Annotated in this window: 12 protein-coding genes and 3 pseudogenes; 3 read left to right on the top strand and 12 right to left on the bottom strand. The window is 58.9% G+C overall.

The annotated features are described in order from the left end of the window. Positions 1 to 23: 23 nt before the first annotated feature. Genes ACIP02_RS11315 through ACIP02_RS11300 form a run of 4 tightly spaced genes read right to left on the bottom strand, consistent with a single transcriptional unit; the run spans position 24 to position 5396 of the window. Positions 24 to 2576 carry an EAL domain-containing protein gene (locus ACIP02_RS11315; protein ID WP_400616294.1) on the bottom strand — a complete coding sequence of 851 codons (2553 nt, stop codon included), beginning with the start codon at positions 2574 to 2576 and terminating at the stop codon, positions 24 to 26. 7 nt (positions 2577 to 2583) lie between these two features. Further along, complete coding sequence (locus ACIP02_RS11310) at positions 2584 to 3912, bottom strand: SDR family oxidoreductase (RefSeq protein WP_400616292.1); 1329 nt, start codon at positions 3910 to 3912, stop codon at positions 2584 to 2586. Positions 3913 to 3946: 34 nt separating this feature from the next. After that, on the bottom strand, positions 3947 to 4180 hold the full coding sequence (locus tag ACIP02_RS11305; protein WP_400616290.1) for a PLD nuclease N-terminal domain-containing protein: 234 nt from the start codon (positions 4178 to 4180) through the stop codon (positions 3947 to 3949). Between the two features lie 13 nt (positions 4181 to 4193). Further along, positions 4194 to 5396, bottom strand: coding sequence for a zinc-dependent alcohol dehydrogenase (locus tag ACIP02_RS11300; protein WP_400616288.1), 1203 nt, complete (start codon positions 5394 to 5396; stop codon positions 4194 to 4196). A gap of 306 nt (positions 5397 to 5702) precedes the next feature. Here ACIP02_RS11300 and ACIP02_RS11295 point away from each other — a divergent pair, with 306 nt between their 5' ends. The 3 genes from ACIP02_RS11295 to ACIP02_RS11285 all read left to right on the top strand — a co-directional run bounded on the left by ACIP02_RS11295 (position 5703) and on the right by ACIP02_RS11285 (position 9152). Then, on the top strand, positions 5703 to 6581 hold the full coding sequence (locus ACIP02_RS11295; RefSeq protein WP_400616285.1) for a manganese catalase family protein: 879 nt from the start codon (positions 5703 to 5705) through the stop codon (positions 6579 to 6581). 14 nt (positions 6582 to 6595) lie between these two features. Next, entirely contained in the window at positions 6596 to 6826 is a 231-nt protein-coding gene (locus ACIP02_RS11290; RefSeq protein WP_400616283.1) for a hypothetical protein, read from the top strand. Between the two features lie 265 nt (positions 6827 to 7091). Beyond that, the gene (locus ACIP02_RS11285) at positions 7092 to 9152 is read left to right on the top strand and encodes a PAS domain-containing protein (protein WP_400616281.1); all 2061 of its coding nucleotides are present in this window, start codon (positions 7092 to 7094) and stop codon (positions 9150 to 9152) included. Between the two features lie 11 nt (positions 9153 to 9163). Here ACIP02_RS11285 and ACIP02_RS11280 read toward each other — a convergent pair whose 3' ends face one another. The 8 genes and pseudogenes from ACIP02_RS11280 to ACIP02_RS11245 all read right to left on the bottom strand — a co-directional run bounded on the left by ACIP02_RS11280 (position 9164) and on the right by ACIP02_RS11245 (position 13725). Continuing rightward, positions 9164 to 9856, bottom strand: coding sequence for a DUF421 domain-containing protein (locus tag ACIP02_RS11280; RefSeq protein ID WP_400616279.1), 693 nt, complete (start codon positions 9854 to 9856; stop codon positions 9164 to 9166). Positions 9857 to 9994: 138 nt separating this feature from the next. Continuing rightward, positions 9995 to 10090 (bottom strand): annotated as a pseudogene (locus tag ACIP02_RS11275) (general stress protein); the annotation flags it as partial. After that, positions 10091 to 10237, bottom strand: a pseudogene (locus ACIP02_RS11270) (general stress protein); the annotation flags it as partial. Continuing rightward, a pseudogene (locus tag ACIP02_RS11265) lies at positions 10232 to 10351 on the bottom strand (KGG domain-containing protein); the annotation flags it as partial. The pseudogenes ACIP02_RS11265 and ACIP02_RS11270, both read right to left, overlap by 6 nt. A gap of 254 nt (positions 10352 to 10605) precedes the next feature. After that, entirely contained in the window at positions 10606 to 10851 is a 246-nt protein-coding gene (locus tag ACIP02_RS11260) for a hypothetical protein (protein WP_400616277.1), read from the bottom strand. 79 nt (positions 10852 to 10930) lie between these two features. After that, the gene (locus ACIP02_RS11255) at positions 10931 to 12787 is read right to left on the bottom strand and encodes a glycoside hydrolase family 15 protein (RefSeq protein WP_400616274.1); all 1857 of its coding nucleotides are present in this window, start codon (positions 12785 to 12787) and stop codon (positions 10931 to 10933) included. A 32-nt stretch (positions 12788 to 12819) separates the two neighbouring features. Continuing rightward, positions 12820 to 13263: a DUF421 domain-containing protein gene (locus ACIP02_RS11250; RefSeq protein ID WP_400616272.1), complete on the bottom strand. Its 444-nt coding sequence runs from the start codon at positions 13261 to 13263 to the stop codon at positions 12820 to 12822. A gap of 9 nt (positions 13264 to 13272) precedes the next feature. Beyond that, positions 13273 to 13725 (bottom strand): hypothetical protein, encoded by a 453-nt coding sequence (locus ACIP02_RS11245; protein ID WP_400616270.1) that lies wholly within the window; start codon positions 13723 to 13725, stop codon positions 13273 to 13275. Positions 13726 to 13749 lie beyond the last annotated feature (24 nt).

Genomic DNA, 13749 nt, shown 5'->3' with positions numbered 1-13749 from the left:
CACCGATTACCGTAGGGGCGGGGTTAATGCGTTGGCCCTATCTGCTCGCTCATCATCGCCATCAGCACTTCGTTTTCCAGCGGTTTGCTAAGCAGGAAACCTTGCACTTCATGGCATTGGTCAGCGCTAAGCAGGGCGAGTTGCTCGGCGGTCTCGACACCTTCGGCTGTTACCGTCATGCCCATCGCGTTGCCAAGATTGATAATGGCCTGTACCACGCTACGGTCGCTGCCGCTCTTGCCCAGATGCTGGACGAAGCGCTTGTCAATCTTGATGCTGTCGAACGGGTAGGTACGCAGGTAGCCCAGCGAGGAGTAACCGGTCCCGAAGTCGTCCATGTTCAGGCGCACGCCTAGCTCCTTCAGTGCCTGCAGGGTGTGCAGAGCGCCTTCAATGTCGTTGAGCATGACGTTTTCGGTAATTTCCAGTTCCAGACGATGGGCTGGCAGGCCGGTGGTGCGCAATGCGTCGCCGACGTCGCGAACGACATCGCTGCGGCTGAACTGGGCAGGCGACATGTTTACCGACACCATTACCGCCTGTGGCCAACCGAGCGCCTTGATGCAGGCTTCCTGCAGCACCCAGTTGCCAAGCAGCACGATCAGGTCAGACTCTTCGGCAAGCGGGATGAAACGATCGGGGCGCAGCAGGCCCTGGCGTGGGTGTTGCCAGCGTACCAGGGCCTCCGCCGATGCGATCGACACCCCGTCGACCTTGAAGCGCGGCTGAAAATGCAACACCAGCTCGCCACGCGGTATGCCCTCGCGCAGTTCCCTTTCCAGCACACGCTTGTCCATCAATGCTGCATTGAGTTGTGCCGAAAAAAAACGCCAGGTGTTTTTGCCCGCTTGCTTGGCGCTGTAAAGGGCCACGTCAGCGTAACGGATCAGGTCGCTTGGCGTGCCGGGGTATTCGGCCGACAGCACTACACCAAGACTCACACCGACGTGAACAACATGCCCCTCGACCTGCATGGGGCGTTTGATCGCCTCGATCAGGCGCATGCAAAATCGGTCCATATCCCCGCGATCGCCTGGCCGTGTCACTACGACGATGAACTCATCGCCCCCCAGACGGGCGACCAGGTCACTGTCGCGAGTAGCTTGACCGAGGCGGCCCGCTACCTCGAGCAACACCGCATCGCCGGCCGGGTGCCCAAGGCTGTCGTTGATCGGCTTGAAGTTATCAAGATCCAGCATCAGCACCGCTACTTGCAGCGGCTCAGTGCCAGGCATGGTCTGTTCGAGGAACCGGAACAGCTTGTTACGGTTCGGCAAGCCGGTAAGGGCATCATGCAGAGAGAGATGCTGGACCTGTGCATGTGCGGCCACTTCGTCGGTGATGTCGCTACACGTGCCACGAAACCCGGTACAGACGCTCTGATCCACGATCGCGCGCGCAGCGATCCTGCAAATACGCTGTTGGCCTAGCTGATCCTGGTACTGACAGCGCAGGGTGCCGGAAGCGCCTGTCGCCGCCAGACTGTGCAGCCAGGTCTGGAGGAGGCTGGTATCACAAGACAGCAGCTCGGTAATCGGGCGCTGCCGCCACGTTTCGACGGGGTGCCCGGTGAGTTCGCTGAAACGGTCCGACAAATAGGTTAGCCGCAGGAACACATCGGTTTCCCATATCCAGTCCGAGGCAGCTTCAGCCACGGCCTTGAAGCGCTCTTCACTCGATTGCAAGGCAGCCCGGGAGATCATCAGCGCACGGTGGCTACGATCAATCCCGGTGCTGGCCCGCATTGCATAGCGTGCAAACAATGCAATGGTCAGCGCAATCAGGAACACGGCGACTGCCAGTGGCGCGATTACAGTCTGGATCAATTGCGTACCAGGCTGTGGCAGATCCCAGGTCAGGGCGCGACCGATGCCGTCCAGGGCAAGCGCACCGCGTCCTCGATGCAGATCAGCCGAATCGGCCACTGCCAGGCCGGACAACCCCGCCGACTCGCCCAGCGCCAAGAGTACAGGGGGTGAAAGAACGCGAATGAACACCATCACTGCAGTTGGGCCCGGCAGGTGATGGGGCTGGGCCTGCGGTCGTATCAGCGCAGCGGCGTACACCGCCGGCTGGCCACGAAATACGATATATCCGGAAGACGCCTGGTCATGCTTCGCAGCTTCGCGAGCCAGGTGCAAAAGGTTGCCAGCACGGTCGGTATGCTGCTCCAGGCCTTGCTCGCTGAGCCTACCTTCCAGCATAGCGTAGCGGGTACCGTCATCATCCAGCACGTACACCCCCTCGTAGCCATCGGAGGTGTAGAGCGTGGCCCCTACGTTGTCCTCGACATATGCCCAGTGCGCGTCGACCTGTTTCCCCAAGTGGTCGTAGGCGGCCTGCCAGTCGGCGTGGGTCAGCAGGAACGTCCTGTCGTTTTTCTGCAACTGGGTAATGGCCGAGTTGGCGTGAAAGCGGCTTTGCTCCACCTGGCGAACGTCTAGCGCCTCGGCCAGGCGGTAGAGGGAGAACAGCCCCAGCAACAAGGCTACCAAGAGAATCAGGGAGAACACCACGATGAGTTGCCCCACCACATGACTACGGCTCGACATTTCTTTGTCAGCAAGCACGTCCATTCGACTTTCAGCCCTTCCTGCGTCTTGAGTGGGCAATGGCAAAGCCGGCAATTATTCCTGCAGCGGCGGCCCCAATCAGCAACGGCGCTTTGTTTTTTGACCCCCTCCAGCCTCCGTCGATGGACCTCCTGCCAGTGGGAGGCTCAAACAGGTTGCCGGAGGACACTTCGGCCTTGGGACTGCGATTTATTCCCCAACGCGTCAGCCACCCTGACAATAAAGGCAACCCAGGTACAAGATAGCTGGCCAGGTGCGCGATGCGAGCAGCAGCGCCGACCGTTGTGTGGGCTTGAGGTGAGAGTGCGCAGGCCACCATCGCCTTCGCTACCCGTTCCGGATCGTATACAGGGCCTGGCGGTGTCAGCGTATGCCCGGTGTAGTTGCCGCCATCCCTGAAGCCGGGTGTATCCATGACTGCTGGATAGACATCGCATACATGGATATGGGGAAACGCCGTTAATTCGCCCCGCAGCGCCTCGGTCAGCCCACGCAAGCCAAACTTGCTTGCCGAGTACGCGGCAGCATAGGGTTGGGCCACCCAGCTGCCTAGCGACAGCGTGTTGATGAGAATGCCGCTACCTTGCGCCTTGAAGTAGGGTAGGGCGACGTAGGCACCGCGCAGGTAACCGATCAAGTCGGTCTGGATAACCTGCTCATGCGCTTCCAGTGGCGTCTCGTCGAAGCTGCCGACCGCCCCAACCCCGGCGTTGTTGACCCAGATATCGATCCGTCCGTGGCCAAATGCTGCGGCCTGCGCGGCCAGCGCTTGGACCTGCTCGCTGTGGGTGACATCGGTGGTAATCGCCATGGCATCCGTACCGCACTCGGTACATTCATCCAGGACATCGAACAACGCTTCCTCGTCGCGGGCCGCCAGTACCAGGCGTGCACCCTTGCAAGCGAATGCGTGTGCGGCGGCGCGACCGATGCCGCTGGATGCGCCCGTGATGACCACTACCTTGCCGTGCAAAGGCCCTTTGGCCGAAGTACCCGTGTCAGCCGCTTCTTGGTGCGAGCCAGAGGTAGTTGCAGCGTCGAGCGGCGCGATGATTTCGGCCGCCTCGACCAGGGAAAGCTCAAGAGCGGTGCCATCGACCAGGGTTAACGTCAGGCCTTCGACCGTGCCTGCCTCGCGGTCTGGAAATAGCGGTTCACCTTCAGCATCCAGGCTGTCGTAGATGAAGCGTGTACCTTCGAGCCACCCCACGGCGGTCAGAAGCTCAGGGCCCAGGTAATATTTTCCGTCCTGAAAGAAGCCTGCAAACTGATGCGTGCGCTCCACGTTTTCCACGCGATAGCGTTCACCTGATTTCATTCCTGTCGCTTGATCGATCATGTTGCAAACCCCCTGTAGGTGCAGCTAGCAGATGTCAGCCTTTGCTGTGCTCGTCGGAAGTGGGGCCCGTGCCTCGTTTGATGCCCCGAGGGCCAGCAACGCCCCATATACCCAGGCCAACAAGAGGTAACGCCACGATCAGCAGGGCCCAGCCCGCTTTCACGGCATCCGTCTTGTCGCTTCGAAACACACTGACGATGGCCCACAGGTCAACGAGCAGAAGAATTGCCGCTACGGCAATCCAGAAGTAGCTGGGGAGACCATTCATGTGTTTGCCTCCTCTACACGAAGTCAGGGCCCAAAGTGCCCGCTGCAGCGCCTGGTACGAGGATCACCTTGCGACAGTCGTCCTGCTTCTGATCGAACATCTTGTAGCCCATGGCCGCCTCTTCAAGGGCCAGGCGGTGGGTGACAATCAGTTCCGGTTGCAGGCGTCCTGCTTCAATGTGCTCAAGGAGTTCAGGCAGGTACTTCTGGACATGGGTCTGGCCCATCTTGAAGGTGAGGCCCTTGTCGAAGGCATCGCCGAACATGAAGGCATGGATGAAACCAGCGTACACACCGGGTACGCTGACAACGCCTCCACGACGCACCGCAGCAATGCTCTGGCGCAGCGCCTTGCCACTGCTGCCTTCGATCTTCAGCGCCGTCATGACTGTTTCGGCAGTGCTGCCTTTGGCCTCGAAGCCGACCGCGTCGATCACTGCATCGACCCCGCGCATACCTGGGGTCTGGCGGATGATGCTGTCCGCGGGATCGTCGTCCTGCTCAAAGTTGATCGGTATGACGCCGTACGCCTCCTGGGCGTACGCCAGGCGATAGTCGTTGTCATCGACCATGAAAATGGTCTGCGCGCCAAGCATTCGCGCACAAGCGGCGCTCAGCAAGCCCACCGGCCCGGCGCCGTAGATCGCCACCGATGAACCCTGGCCGACTTGGGCATTGATAACGGCTTGCCAAGCGGTCGGCAGAATATCGGAGAGGAACAGCACCTTGTCATCGGCCAGTTCGGTGGGCACTTTGAACGGGCCGACGTTGCCTTTAGGCACCCTGACGTAATCTGCTTGGCCGCCTGGGATACCTCCGTAAAGGTGACTGTATCCAAATAGCGCCGCGCCAGGTGGGATACCCTTCTTGTTAATGATCGCGCCCCGCCCGGTATTGGTGGTTTCGCAGGCAGCGAACAGGTCGTGCTGACAGAAGAAGCAACTGCCACACGCAATCACGAAGGGAATCACTACGCGGTCGCCGACCTGCAGGTTGGTGACGGCACTGCCGGTGTCTTCGACGATGCCCATGAACTCGTGGCCGAAGATATCGCCCGCTTCGGTTTCCGGGATTTTGCCGTGGTAGAGGTGCAAGTCAGAGCCGCATATGGCGGTGGCGGTTACCTTGAGGATGATGTCGTCTGCTTGCTCGATGATGGGATCAGGGACGTTATCGACCCTGACGTCATGTGCTCCGTGGTAGGTCAGTGCTCTCATGAAGGTCAGCTCCTGCAATTGCTGTTTCAGTGATAGGTATGCAGGGGAAGCCAAGACAGAGGGCAAAGTTCAGACTAATAACGCCGGCGGTAGTTGAAATCGGGCTGCGTTACAGGATGTTGTGCACTAACAATTGGTGTGCATTCATTTATAACCAGCCACGCCATTACATTGAACGATTGCTGCCTTTCCGTTCGTCCTGAATGTGGCGCGTTATTTAGCACGATGCACGCGGGCGTTCACTCCCAGCCATAGACGGCGCCCTTAACTAACCCTGGGCGTTCGACTAGCCGCGAGGAGACAACCATGTTTATCCATAACAAGCGTTTGCAATATACCGTGCGGGTAGCGCAGCCCAATCCAGGGCTGGCAAATCTGTTGCTCGAACAATTCGGTGGTGCGCAGGGTGAGTTGGCGGCTGCTGGCCGCTATTTCACCCAGGCATTGGCGGAGGACGATCCGGGGCGTAAAGACCTGCTCATGGATATTGCGACCGAGGAGCTGAGCCATCTGGAGATTGTCGGCTCCATCATCGTCATGCTCAACAAGGGCGCAAAGGGGCGCCTGGCCGAGGGCGTCGAAGAGGAAGGCGAGCTGTATCGAGCGATCAATGGAGCGGGCAACGACTCACACATCACCAGTATCTTGTACGGTGCCGGTGCCCCGCTCACCAATTCGGCTGGCGTACCCTGGAGCGCTGCGTATGTCGATACCATCGGCGAGCCTACAGCAGACTTTCGCTCAAACATCGCTGCTGAAGCGCGGGCCAAGATCGTTTACGAGCGTTTGATGAACGTGACCGATGACCCAGGCGTTAAAGAGGCACTGGGCTTTCTCATGACGCGGGAGATCGCCCATCAGCTTTCCTTTGAGAAGGCGCTTCATGCGATTCAGCCGAACTTCCCGCAAGGGAAGCTACCCGGCATGCCAGAGTTCACCAACACCTACTTCAACATGTCCGGTGAACCCAATGTGCGTGGCCCCTGGAACGAGGGGAGCGAGTGGGAATACGTGGAAAATCCATCCGCCGCTGTCGATGGAGGGGATGGCACCGCTTCGGTGACGCTTACGCCTGCCGAGGCTGAAACATTGGAGGCAATGAAGCTTCGGACCATGTCCGATCCAGCTACCAACCCGGTCACCGGCGCAGATCTGGGCTCTGGCCTGATCAACGGCAAAGACTGAGCCGCGGAGGCGTCATGAACACGCTACGCAAAAAAGACTCGCCCCATAGGCTGGTCGGCGTCGAGCACCTGATGAGCCAGGCGTTAGCCGAATTCGAAGCGGAATCACGTTTGGCCTGCCGGGCGCTGCGGGTACGCATGGCCGTGATGACATTTGGAGTCGGCTCGCTTCTCCCCAATGACCTACCCGGCGATACGCCGGAAAGAGAGCAACCTGAAATCTTTCTGAGCCACACCGTGCACTGACAACGGCCCGGAGCAGGATGCTCCGGGCTTGTTCGGCTCGCCCTGGGCCAATATCCCTGCCAACAAACCCTCATCAACAAAAGATCAGAGTACTTTGCGCCAGAGCGCATCCGTAGATTGCGAACTGCCCCAACTCCCTGTACACCTCTAGCATCCACTTCGTGGTCATGATGAAGCTAATGCTGAAGCGCGGGTGTCACGAGGCGTGGTGCGGAAACTTTTCGCTTTTACCGTCTGTCTCGATGACGACGATATAAGGTGATCTATGGATAAAGACACGTCTGACCTTTCTCTCGCTGGCGGCGACCCTGCTCAGCCTGGTGAAAAATTGCGCCTGGTGCTCGAGGCTGCCGCTGTGATGGGTACCTGGGTATGGGATATCCCGAACGACCGCGTCATAGCAGACGAGCGGTTTTCAAAAGCGTTTGGTATCCCCTCGCAGAAGTGTAAAGCGGGTATTTCCATTGCCGAAGCGTTCACATCCATTTACCCCGAAGACCGGGATCGTGTCTCCCGGGAAATCGCTGCCGCTATGGCCCATGGAGGCCCGTTCCGCTGCGAGTACAGGGTTCGCCAGGATGATGGTGAATATCATTGGGTCGAGGCCAACGGTCGCGCAGAGTTGAATGCAACCGGGCATGCGATTCGCTTTCCGGGTGTCCTCATGGACATCGAACCGCGGCGGGCGGCGGAAGCCGAGCGGGACCGCGTCTCTGCCCTGTTGCGAACCTTTGCAGCCGCCGTACCTGGGGTTGTGTACGCAAAGGATCTTGAGGGACGGCTTCTGGTTGCAAACCACGGGACGACGGAGTTGATTGGCAAACCGCCTGAATTTTATCTGGGGAAAACTGACCTCGAGTTTCTCGATGACAAGGCCCAGGCGCTGCAAATCATGCAAACCGACCAGGAAGTCATGCGAGGAGGCAAAGCTGTTCAGATTGAAGAGCGGGTCGATATGCCCGACGGCTCTGCGACCACATGGCTGTCGGTAAAAGCCCCGCTCCTTGACGAAGCTGGAGAGGTTATAGGGCTGATTGGGTCCTCGATCGATGTGTCCGCACGAAAACAGGCCGAAGCCGCGCTTTTGGAGCTGAACCGGACACTGGAAGGTCGCGTTAGCGAAGCCATAGCCCAGCGTGAGGCCGCTCAGGAAGCGCTGCGCCAATCGCAGAAAATGGAAGCGATAGGTCAGCTCACCGGGGGCATCGCTCATGACTTCAATAACCTCCTGGCAGGCATTACCGGCAGTCTGGATTTGGCCAGGCGGCGGGTAAGGGAAGGGCGGTCGGCGGACGTCGAACGTTACCTCGACATCGCGCACCGGGCCGCCCAAAAGGCGGCGTCACTCACGCACCGATTGTTGGCATTTTCACGCCGTCAGCCTTTGCAGCCCATTCGCACGGACATCAATGATTTGATCGGCGGGCTGACGGATCTCATACGACGTACCGTAGGGCCATCGATTCAGCTGCAGGTCGATTTGACCGCAGAAATTGCCACTTGCCTGGTTGACCCCGTACAGGTCGAGAATTCACTGCTCAACCTGTGTATCAACTCGCGGGATGCCATCGGCAAAAGGGCTGGCAAGATCATCATCACTACAGCCAACATCACACTTGAGGAGGGCCCCGATCTGGATTCGGAGCTGAATGCGGGTTCATACCTGACGATCAGCGTAATCGACAATGGGATGGGGATGTCTGCCGAAACGCTATTGAAAGCGTGTGAGCCGTTCTTCACGACCAAGTCCCTCGGTGAAGGCACGGGGCTTGGGCTGTCGATGGTTTACGGATTTGCCAAGCAGTCGGGGGGGCAGGTCAGGATTGTTTCGGAGGAAAAAGTAGGCACCAGGGTTTACCTTGCTCTGCCTATCGCTCCGGGAAAGCCAGCGCCTATTGCCAGCGCACAGACCCTTTGCGATTTCGAACCTCAATGGTCAGACCGTACTGTCCTGATAGTCGATGACGAGCCATCCGTTCGCCTGTTCGTCAGTGACGTTCTCAGTGGTTTAGGGTGCACGGTTATCGAGGCTACCGACAGCCAGGCCGGCCTGCAACTGCTCGCATCTGATACCCGCATCGATCTACTGGTGACCGATATAGGCTTGCCCGGTGGGATCGATGGCCGGGAAATGGCCACGTTCGGACGACAAGCTCGTGACGGCTTGCCAGTCATTTTCATGACCGGCTACGCGAGCCCCTCGGTGTTCGAGGATGACGTATGGCGGGATACATCGGCCGTGTTGATCAAGCCATTCGCGATGGATGACCTGGTCGCCAATGTCCACAAGATGCTTGGGATGCCTGGCCAAACCATGCACGCTTGAGTGCAGGTTGCCTAACGGCTGCGCAAGCTAACCAATGCCGGTGACCAGATGTCATGGCCACAGCGTTCACACGCGCCTGATTCCTTAGCTTCATGGAAGGTCGGGAAGCCGCAATTGACGCAACAGTGCAGGCCTGCGTTCGGCGGTGCCTGGTATTCAGGACGATGTTCCACAGGCAGCACTGACAGCCCTGGCCGAGTGTCATCCGGCCCATAGAAATACAGGCTGAGATCGCCATCGGTTTCCAACAGGCCGAGTCGAACCTGGCCCAGGTGCTCTACCCCTTGTTGGCGCATTTCCATGAACAACTCATTGGACGAGATGTTCAAGTTGCGCAGCGAATGGATCTCGTACATCCCGTCCTTTACCACCGTGATGGGCAAGCCATCTATCCAGGCCTCCCAGGTTCTGCTGCGCCTCATCATGTAGACGGTTCCGCGATAAAGCAGCAGAAGCGTGAGAAACACCAACGCGACCGGGAGGAGGGGGACATCTTCGTAAAACGTAACATCGCCTGCGGCTGAGCCCAAGGTGAGAATTACCACGAGCTCGAAGCGGGACAGCTGCCTGATTCCCCGCCGACCGCTGAATTTCAGAAAGAAAAACACCGCGAGAAAAGCCGCTGAAACGCGCAGGGCGACCTCCAGGAGAAAGGTCAGCGGGAACTCGCCAATGAGCATCCTTTGCAGATCAAATGAAACCATTCGCTTCTTCTCTGTCGTGGCTATCTCCTATCGATTGACCGGCTCGTCTCGACGCTAGTTCATGCCCAACGCTTTGCCACAGGTCATACCCCGAGCGGAAACGCAGGGGCAGCTGGGCTGCCCCAACGCTTTTACGGATTACTCACGATTGTCGTCACTCTTACGACCGCCTCCATGACTATGCTGGCCTCCTACTCGACCGGCTTCAGAGGCTTTTTCGCGGTCATTGGCGAAATTACCCCCGGAAGCCTGGCCACCTTTCTGGCCCGCCTCGGAAGCCCGTTCGGGGTCGTTCTTGAAATTTCCCCCCGAAGCCTGTCCGCCTTTCTGCCCTGCCTCAGAAGCGCGTTCCGGATCGTTCTTGAAGTTGCCACCGGACATCTGGCCACCTTTCTGCCCGGCCTCGGAAGCTTTTTCCCGGTCGTTGGCGAAGTTGCCCGGATTGGTGTTTGCGTTGCCACCTTGGTTACCGCGGTTGTCCTGATTGCTAGCCATGATTGACACCTCATATCGGTAGTTACACAGGAAGATCTGTGTTCTTCAGTGACCGGGGACAAGCGCCGCATCATGCAACGGATTTTGAAAAGCCGGACGAAACACCTTAATGAATGGTGAGCTCTATTCTTGCGGTGAGGCTCCTGGCGCATGAGTATTCAAGTGGCCGTTCAAAGCCTCACTGAAAGCAGTAACCCTTATGTTCCGGCGGACGACAAGGCCCGGCACGGAATGCCGGTGATAAGGCTGGGCATTCAGCCAGGCTCCAGCGCAGTGTTTTTCTTCCAGCCCCGCAGGTTCAAGATGCACAGGCAAACCTGCAGGATGATCAGCGCCCAGGCCTGCGCCTGCCACCCCCAGACCGCCCATAACACGTTGCTGGCGATGAAGCAGCAGAACCCCAGTTTGCGCCGGCCAGGGCGTTGTGAACCGATACACCAGGCGGCAAGCACGGTCAGCAACATGGCAGGCCATTCAAGAAAGTCGATCCATTCATGCATCAGGCAGTCCTCAATTGACCGTGTTTTGATTTGGGACTGTGTAGCGCCGATTCGGGTTCAGCATGCATGCCGGGCAGATTTACGGAACCGTGCGAGGATTTCGCGGCGCTGCTCGGCTCGAGTGAAGTGGGTGCGGTGCGCCGATGGCAAGCGCTGCACGAAGCGCAGCCAAATGGGTCAGGCCCTGCGGGAGGTTGCCAAGGTACTGTCCGTTCTCGGGGTCGATCATTTCCGAGTAGATACCCACCCCCTGCGATAGCCGGCCCAGTGCTTCGGCATAGGCCGCCTCGGCTCGCGCTTGCTGGCCCAGAAGTGCCCAGGCTTCGATCAGCCAGAACGTGCAAGCCAGAAAACAGCCCTCTTCACCCTGAACCTGGCTGTAGCGATAGTGGAACGCGCCAGCCCCAAGCTCCTTATGAACAGCTTCCAGGGTGCTGCGTAGCCGCTCCACGCTGGGATATCCGAATCGGACCGCGAGCGCCACCGACGCGTCCAGCCGGTTGCTGCCTGGGTAAAACAGGTAAGCCTGATGTGTCTCGCTCCAGCAGTTGCCCTCAATCCATTCCTGAACGCGTTGCCGCTCGCGGTCCCAGCGTTCTCGACAAGTGGTCGGAAGGTGACCGCCGTCGGCCAGTTCGATGGCCCGGCTCAAGGCTTGCCAGCAGCTGATTTTGGACATCGTGTAATGCTGCTTTTGCGGCAACTCCCAGATGCCAGCATCTGCCTGCCTCCAGCAATCGGCGCACTGGTCGGCAAGGCCAGACAAAATCATGGCGCTTGGCGAATCCAGAATGTTGCCGCTGTTGATGAAACAGCGGGCCGTTTCGAAAATATCGCCGAACACGCCATGTTGCAGCTGATCACGTGCATCATTGCCGACAACGGGAGGCGAGTTCTTGTAGCCAGGAAGATCGAGTGGGCGAAGGCAATCGCCCATCAACCCGTCCAGGGTATAGAACACCCGTGGCCCGTGCTCATCCAGCCGACGCAGCAACCAGGTAAAGGCGGCCTTGGCCTCTGGCTGCGCGCCGATACTCAGGAACGCTTCGATGGTGTAGCCGGCATCGCGAATCCAGGCGAATCGATAGTCATAGTTCTTGTCGCCACCGATGCGTTCAGGAAGCGATGAAGTTGCCGCCGCCATGATCGATCCACTGGGCGAGGACAGCAGCAGCTTAAGGGCCAAAGCGTTCCGAACGACCTGATGCTTGTAGGGGCCGTCGTAGACAAGGCTCCTTGACCACTGGCACCACTCCCGGTGTGAGCCATCGATGCGTTCATCGATCAAGGCCAGGGGCGGTACCACCAGCGGCTCATCACGTCCTGCGACGATCGCGACCACTGAGCGCTGCCCAGCGGCAACGCTCAGGGAAGCACGCACGCCCATATCGTTCTTGCGCGCGATGCGTACCTGGTCGTCGTGCAGGAACATGCCAAGTATGCGGCCGGCGTGAAACACGCAGGCGTTGTCGTTCGGCGCTATGTAAGGGCTGACCGTATCGGCCTGGGTGCCGAAATCGATGGCGATTTGAAAATCCACCTGTCCTTCGACGCCTTCGATGCGCCTGGCAAGCTCGGCCCAAGGCAACCGGCCAGCAGGGCCGCTGTTCAAGGACTCTGTAAGCCGGGCGCGACCATCATCGGTGATGAAAGTCGTTTCGAGAACGTTGCTGTCGGGGAGGTAGCGGCGCTCGGCAACGAACGGCTCTTTGGGGGTAATAGAGAAGCAGCCCCCGGTTCGAGGGGCCAGCAGTTTGTCGAACAGGGGGGGTGAGTCCATGTGCGGCACGCACCACCAGTCGATGGACCCGTCCAGGCCAATCAGCGCAACGGAGCGTCCATCACCTAACGCGCCATATTCCTCCAGTGGTAGCCAGCCACCTTCATCTCGCTGAGGCACTCCGTATTGCGTTCCATCGACCGGCTGTTTTTCCATCGGCATGCCTCCCTGATGGCTGATGAGGTGCTCTAATCGGCAGGAATGATCGAGATCTTGCCATTTCGTTCTACGATGGCGAATTTGACCTGGTCGATCTTTTCGATACCTTGGCTATTCCGTGCCGACTCCAGAATGTCGTCTTCCGTGAGTCGCGCCCGGCGCATTCGGTGATGCAGAAAGTGCCCGTTTTCAACGACCAAGGTAGCGTGCCCGTCCAGAAGCCGCGCCAAGGGCCTGGCGTTGAGCTTCGCCAACGATAGCCCTACGTCGAGGACGATCAGCGTGGCGATCACCAGCATGGCGTTGGTGAAGGAAAAATCCTCACCCAGCAGTGCCTGCTGAGTTGCCTCCCCAATAATCAGCAGCAGAACGAAGTCGAACGTGGTCAGGTCGGCCAGTGAGCGTCGGCCCGCTACGCGGAACAGCAGCATGAGCGCCACGTACATCCCGGCTGCGCGGAGGATCGAATCCATGACGCACTCCTACGGAAACAGAAAGGTGGAAAAGTGGACAGTGCTCTGGGGGCCAGCGTTGACGATACCCTCCAGGGTGCCCACGTGATCACTTCGAAGGGTCAGGTACAAAGTGGCCACGCCGTCTTCGCCGGTACCCAGTTGCAGTGACAGGGCAGGGCCACGCGACATCGAACGTTGCGGTTCAGGTTGCATCGTCTCGATGCTGGCTGCGCGAAGTAACGAGCCCTCAAGCTCGACCTTCACCGGCTGGCCAGGCTGGCCTTGTACCGTTATAAAGAGGTTGTCGGTAGTGCCACTGCGACTGAGGCGCTGATACTCGACCTTCACCCGGCCATCCTGGCTCACCTTTTCGGCATCGCTCAAAGGGCCATTGCCAAATAGCCCAGCCAAGGCCATCAGCACGATGATTACGAGTACGTACCACCCAACGCGCTCGAAACGCCAGACACGCTGTTGCATGGGCATATTTTCCCGTACGGGATA

It is taken from the genome of Pseudomonas sp. NPDC089408, assembly GCF_044749445.1.
Taxonomy (GTDB): Bacteria; Pseudomonadota; Gammaproteobacteria; order Pseudomonadales; family Pseudomonadaceae; genus Aquipseudomonas.
The sequence above is the reverse complement of the archived record's forward strand: the minus strand, read 5'-3'. Positions and strand labels throughout refer to the sequence as shown.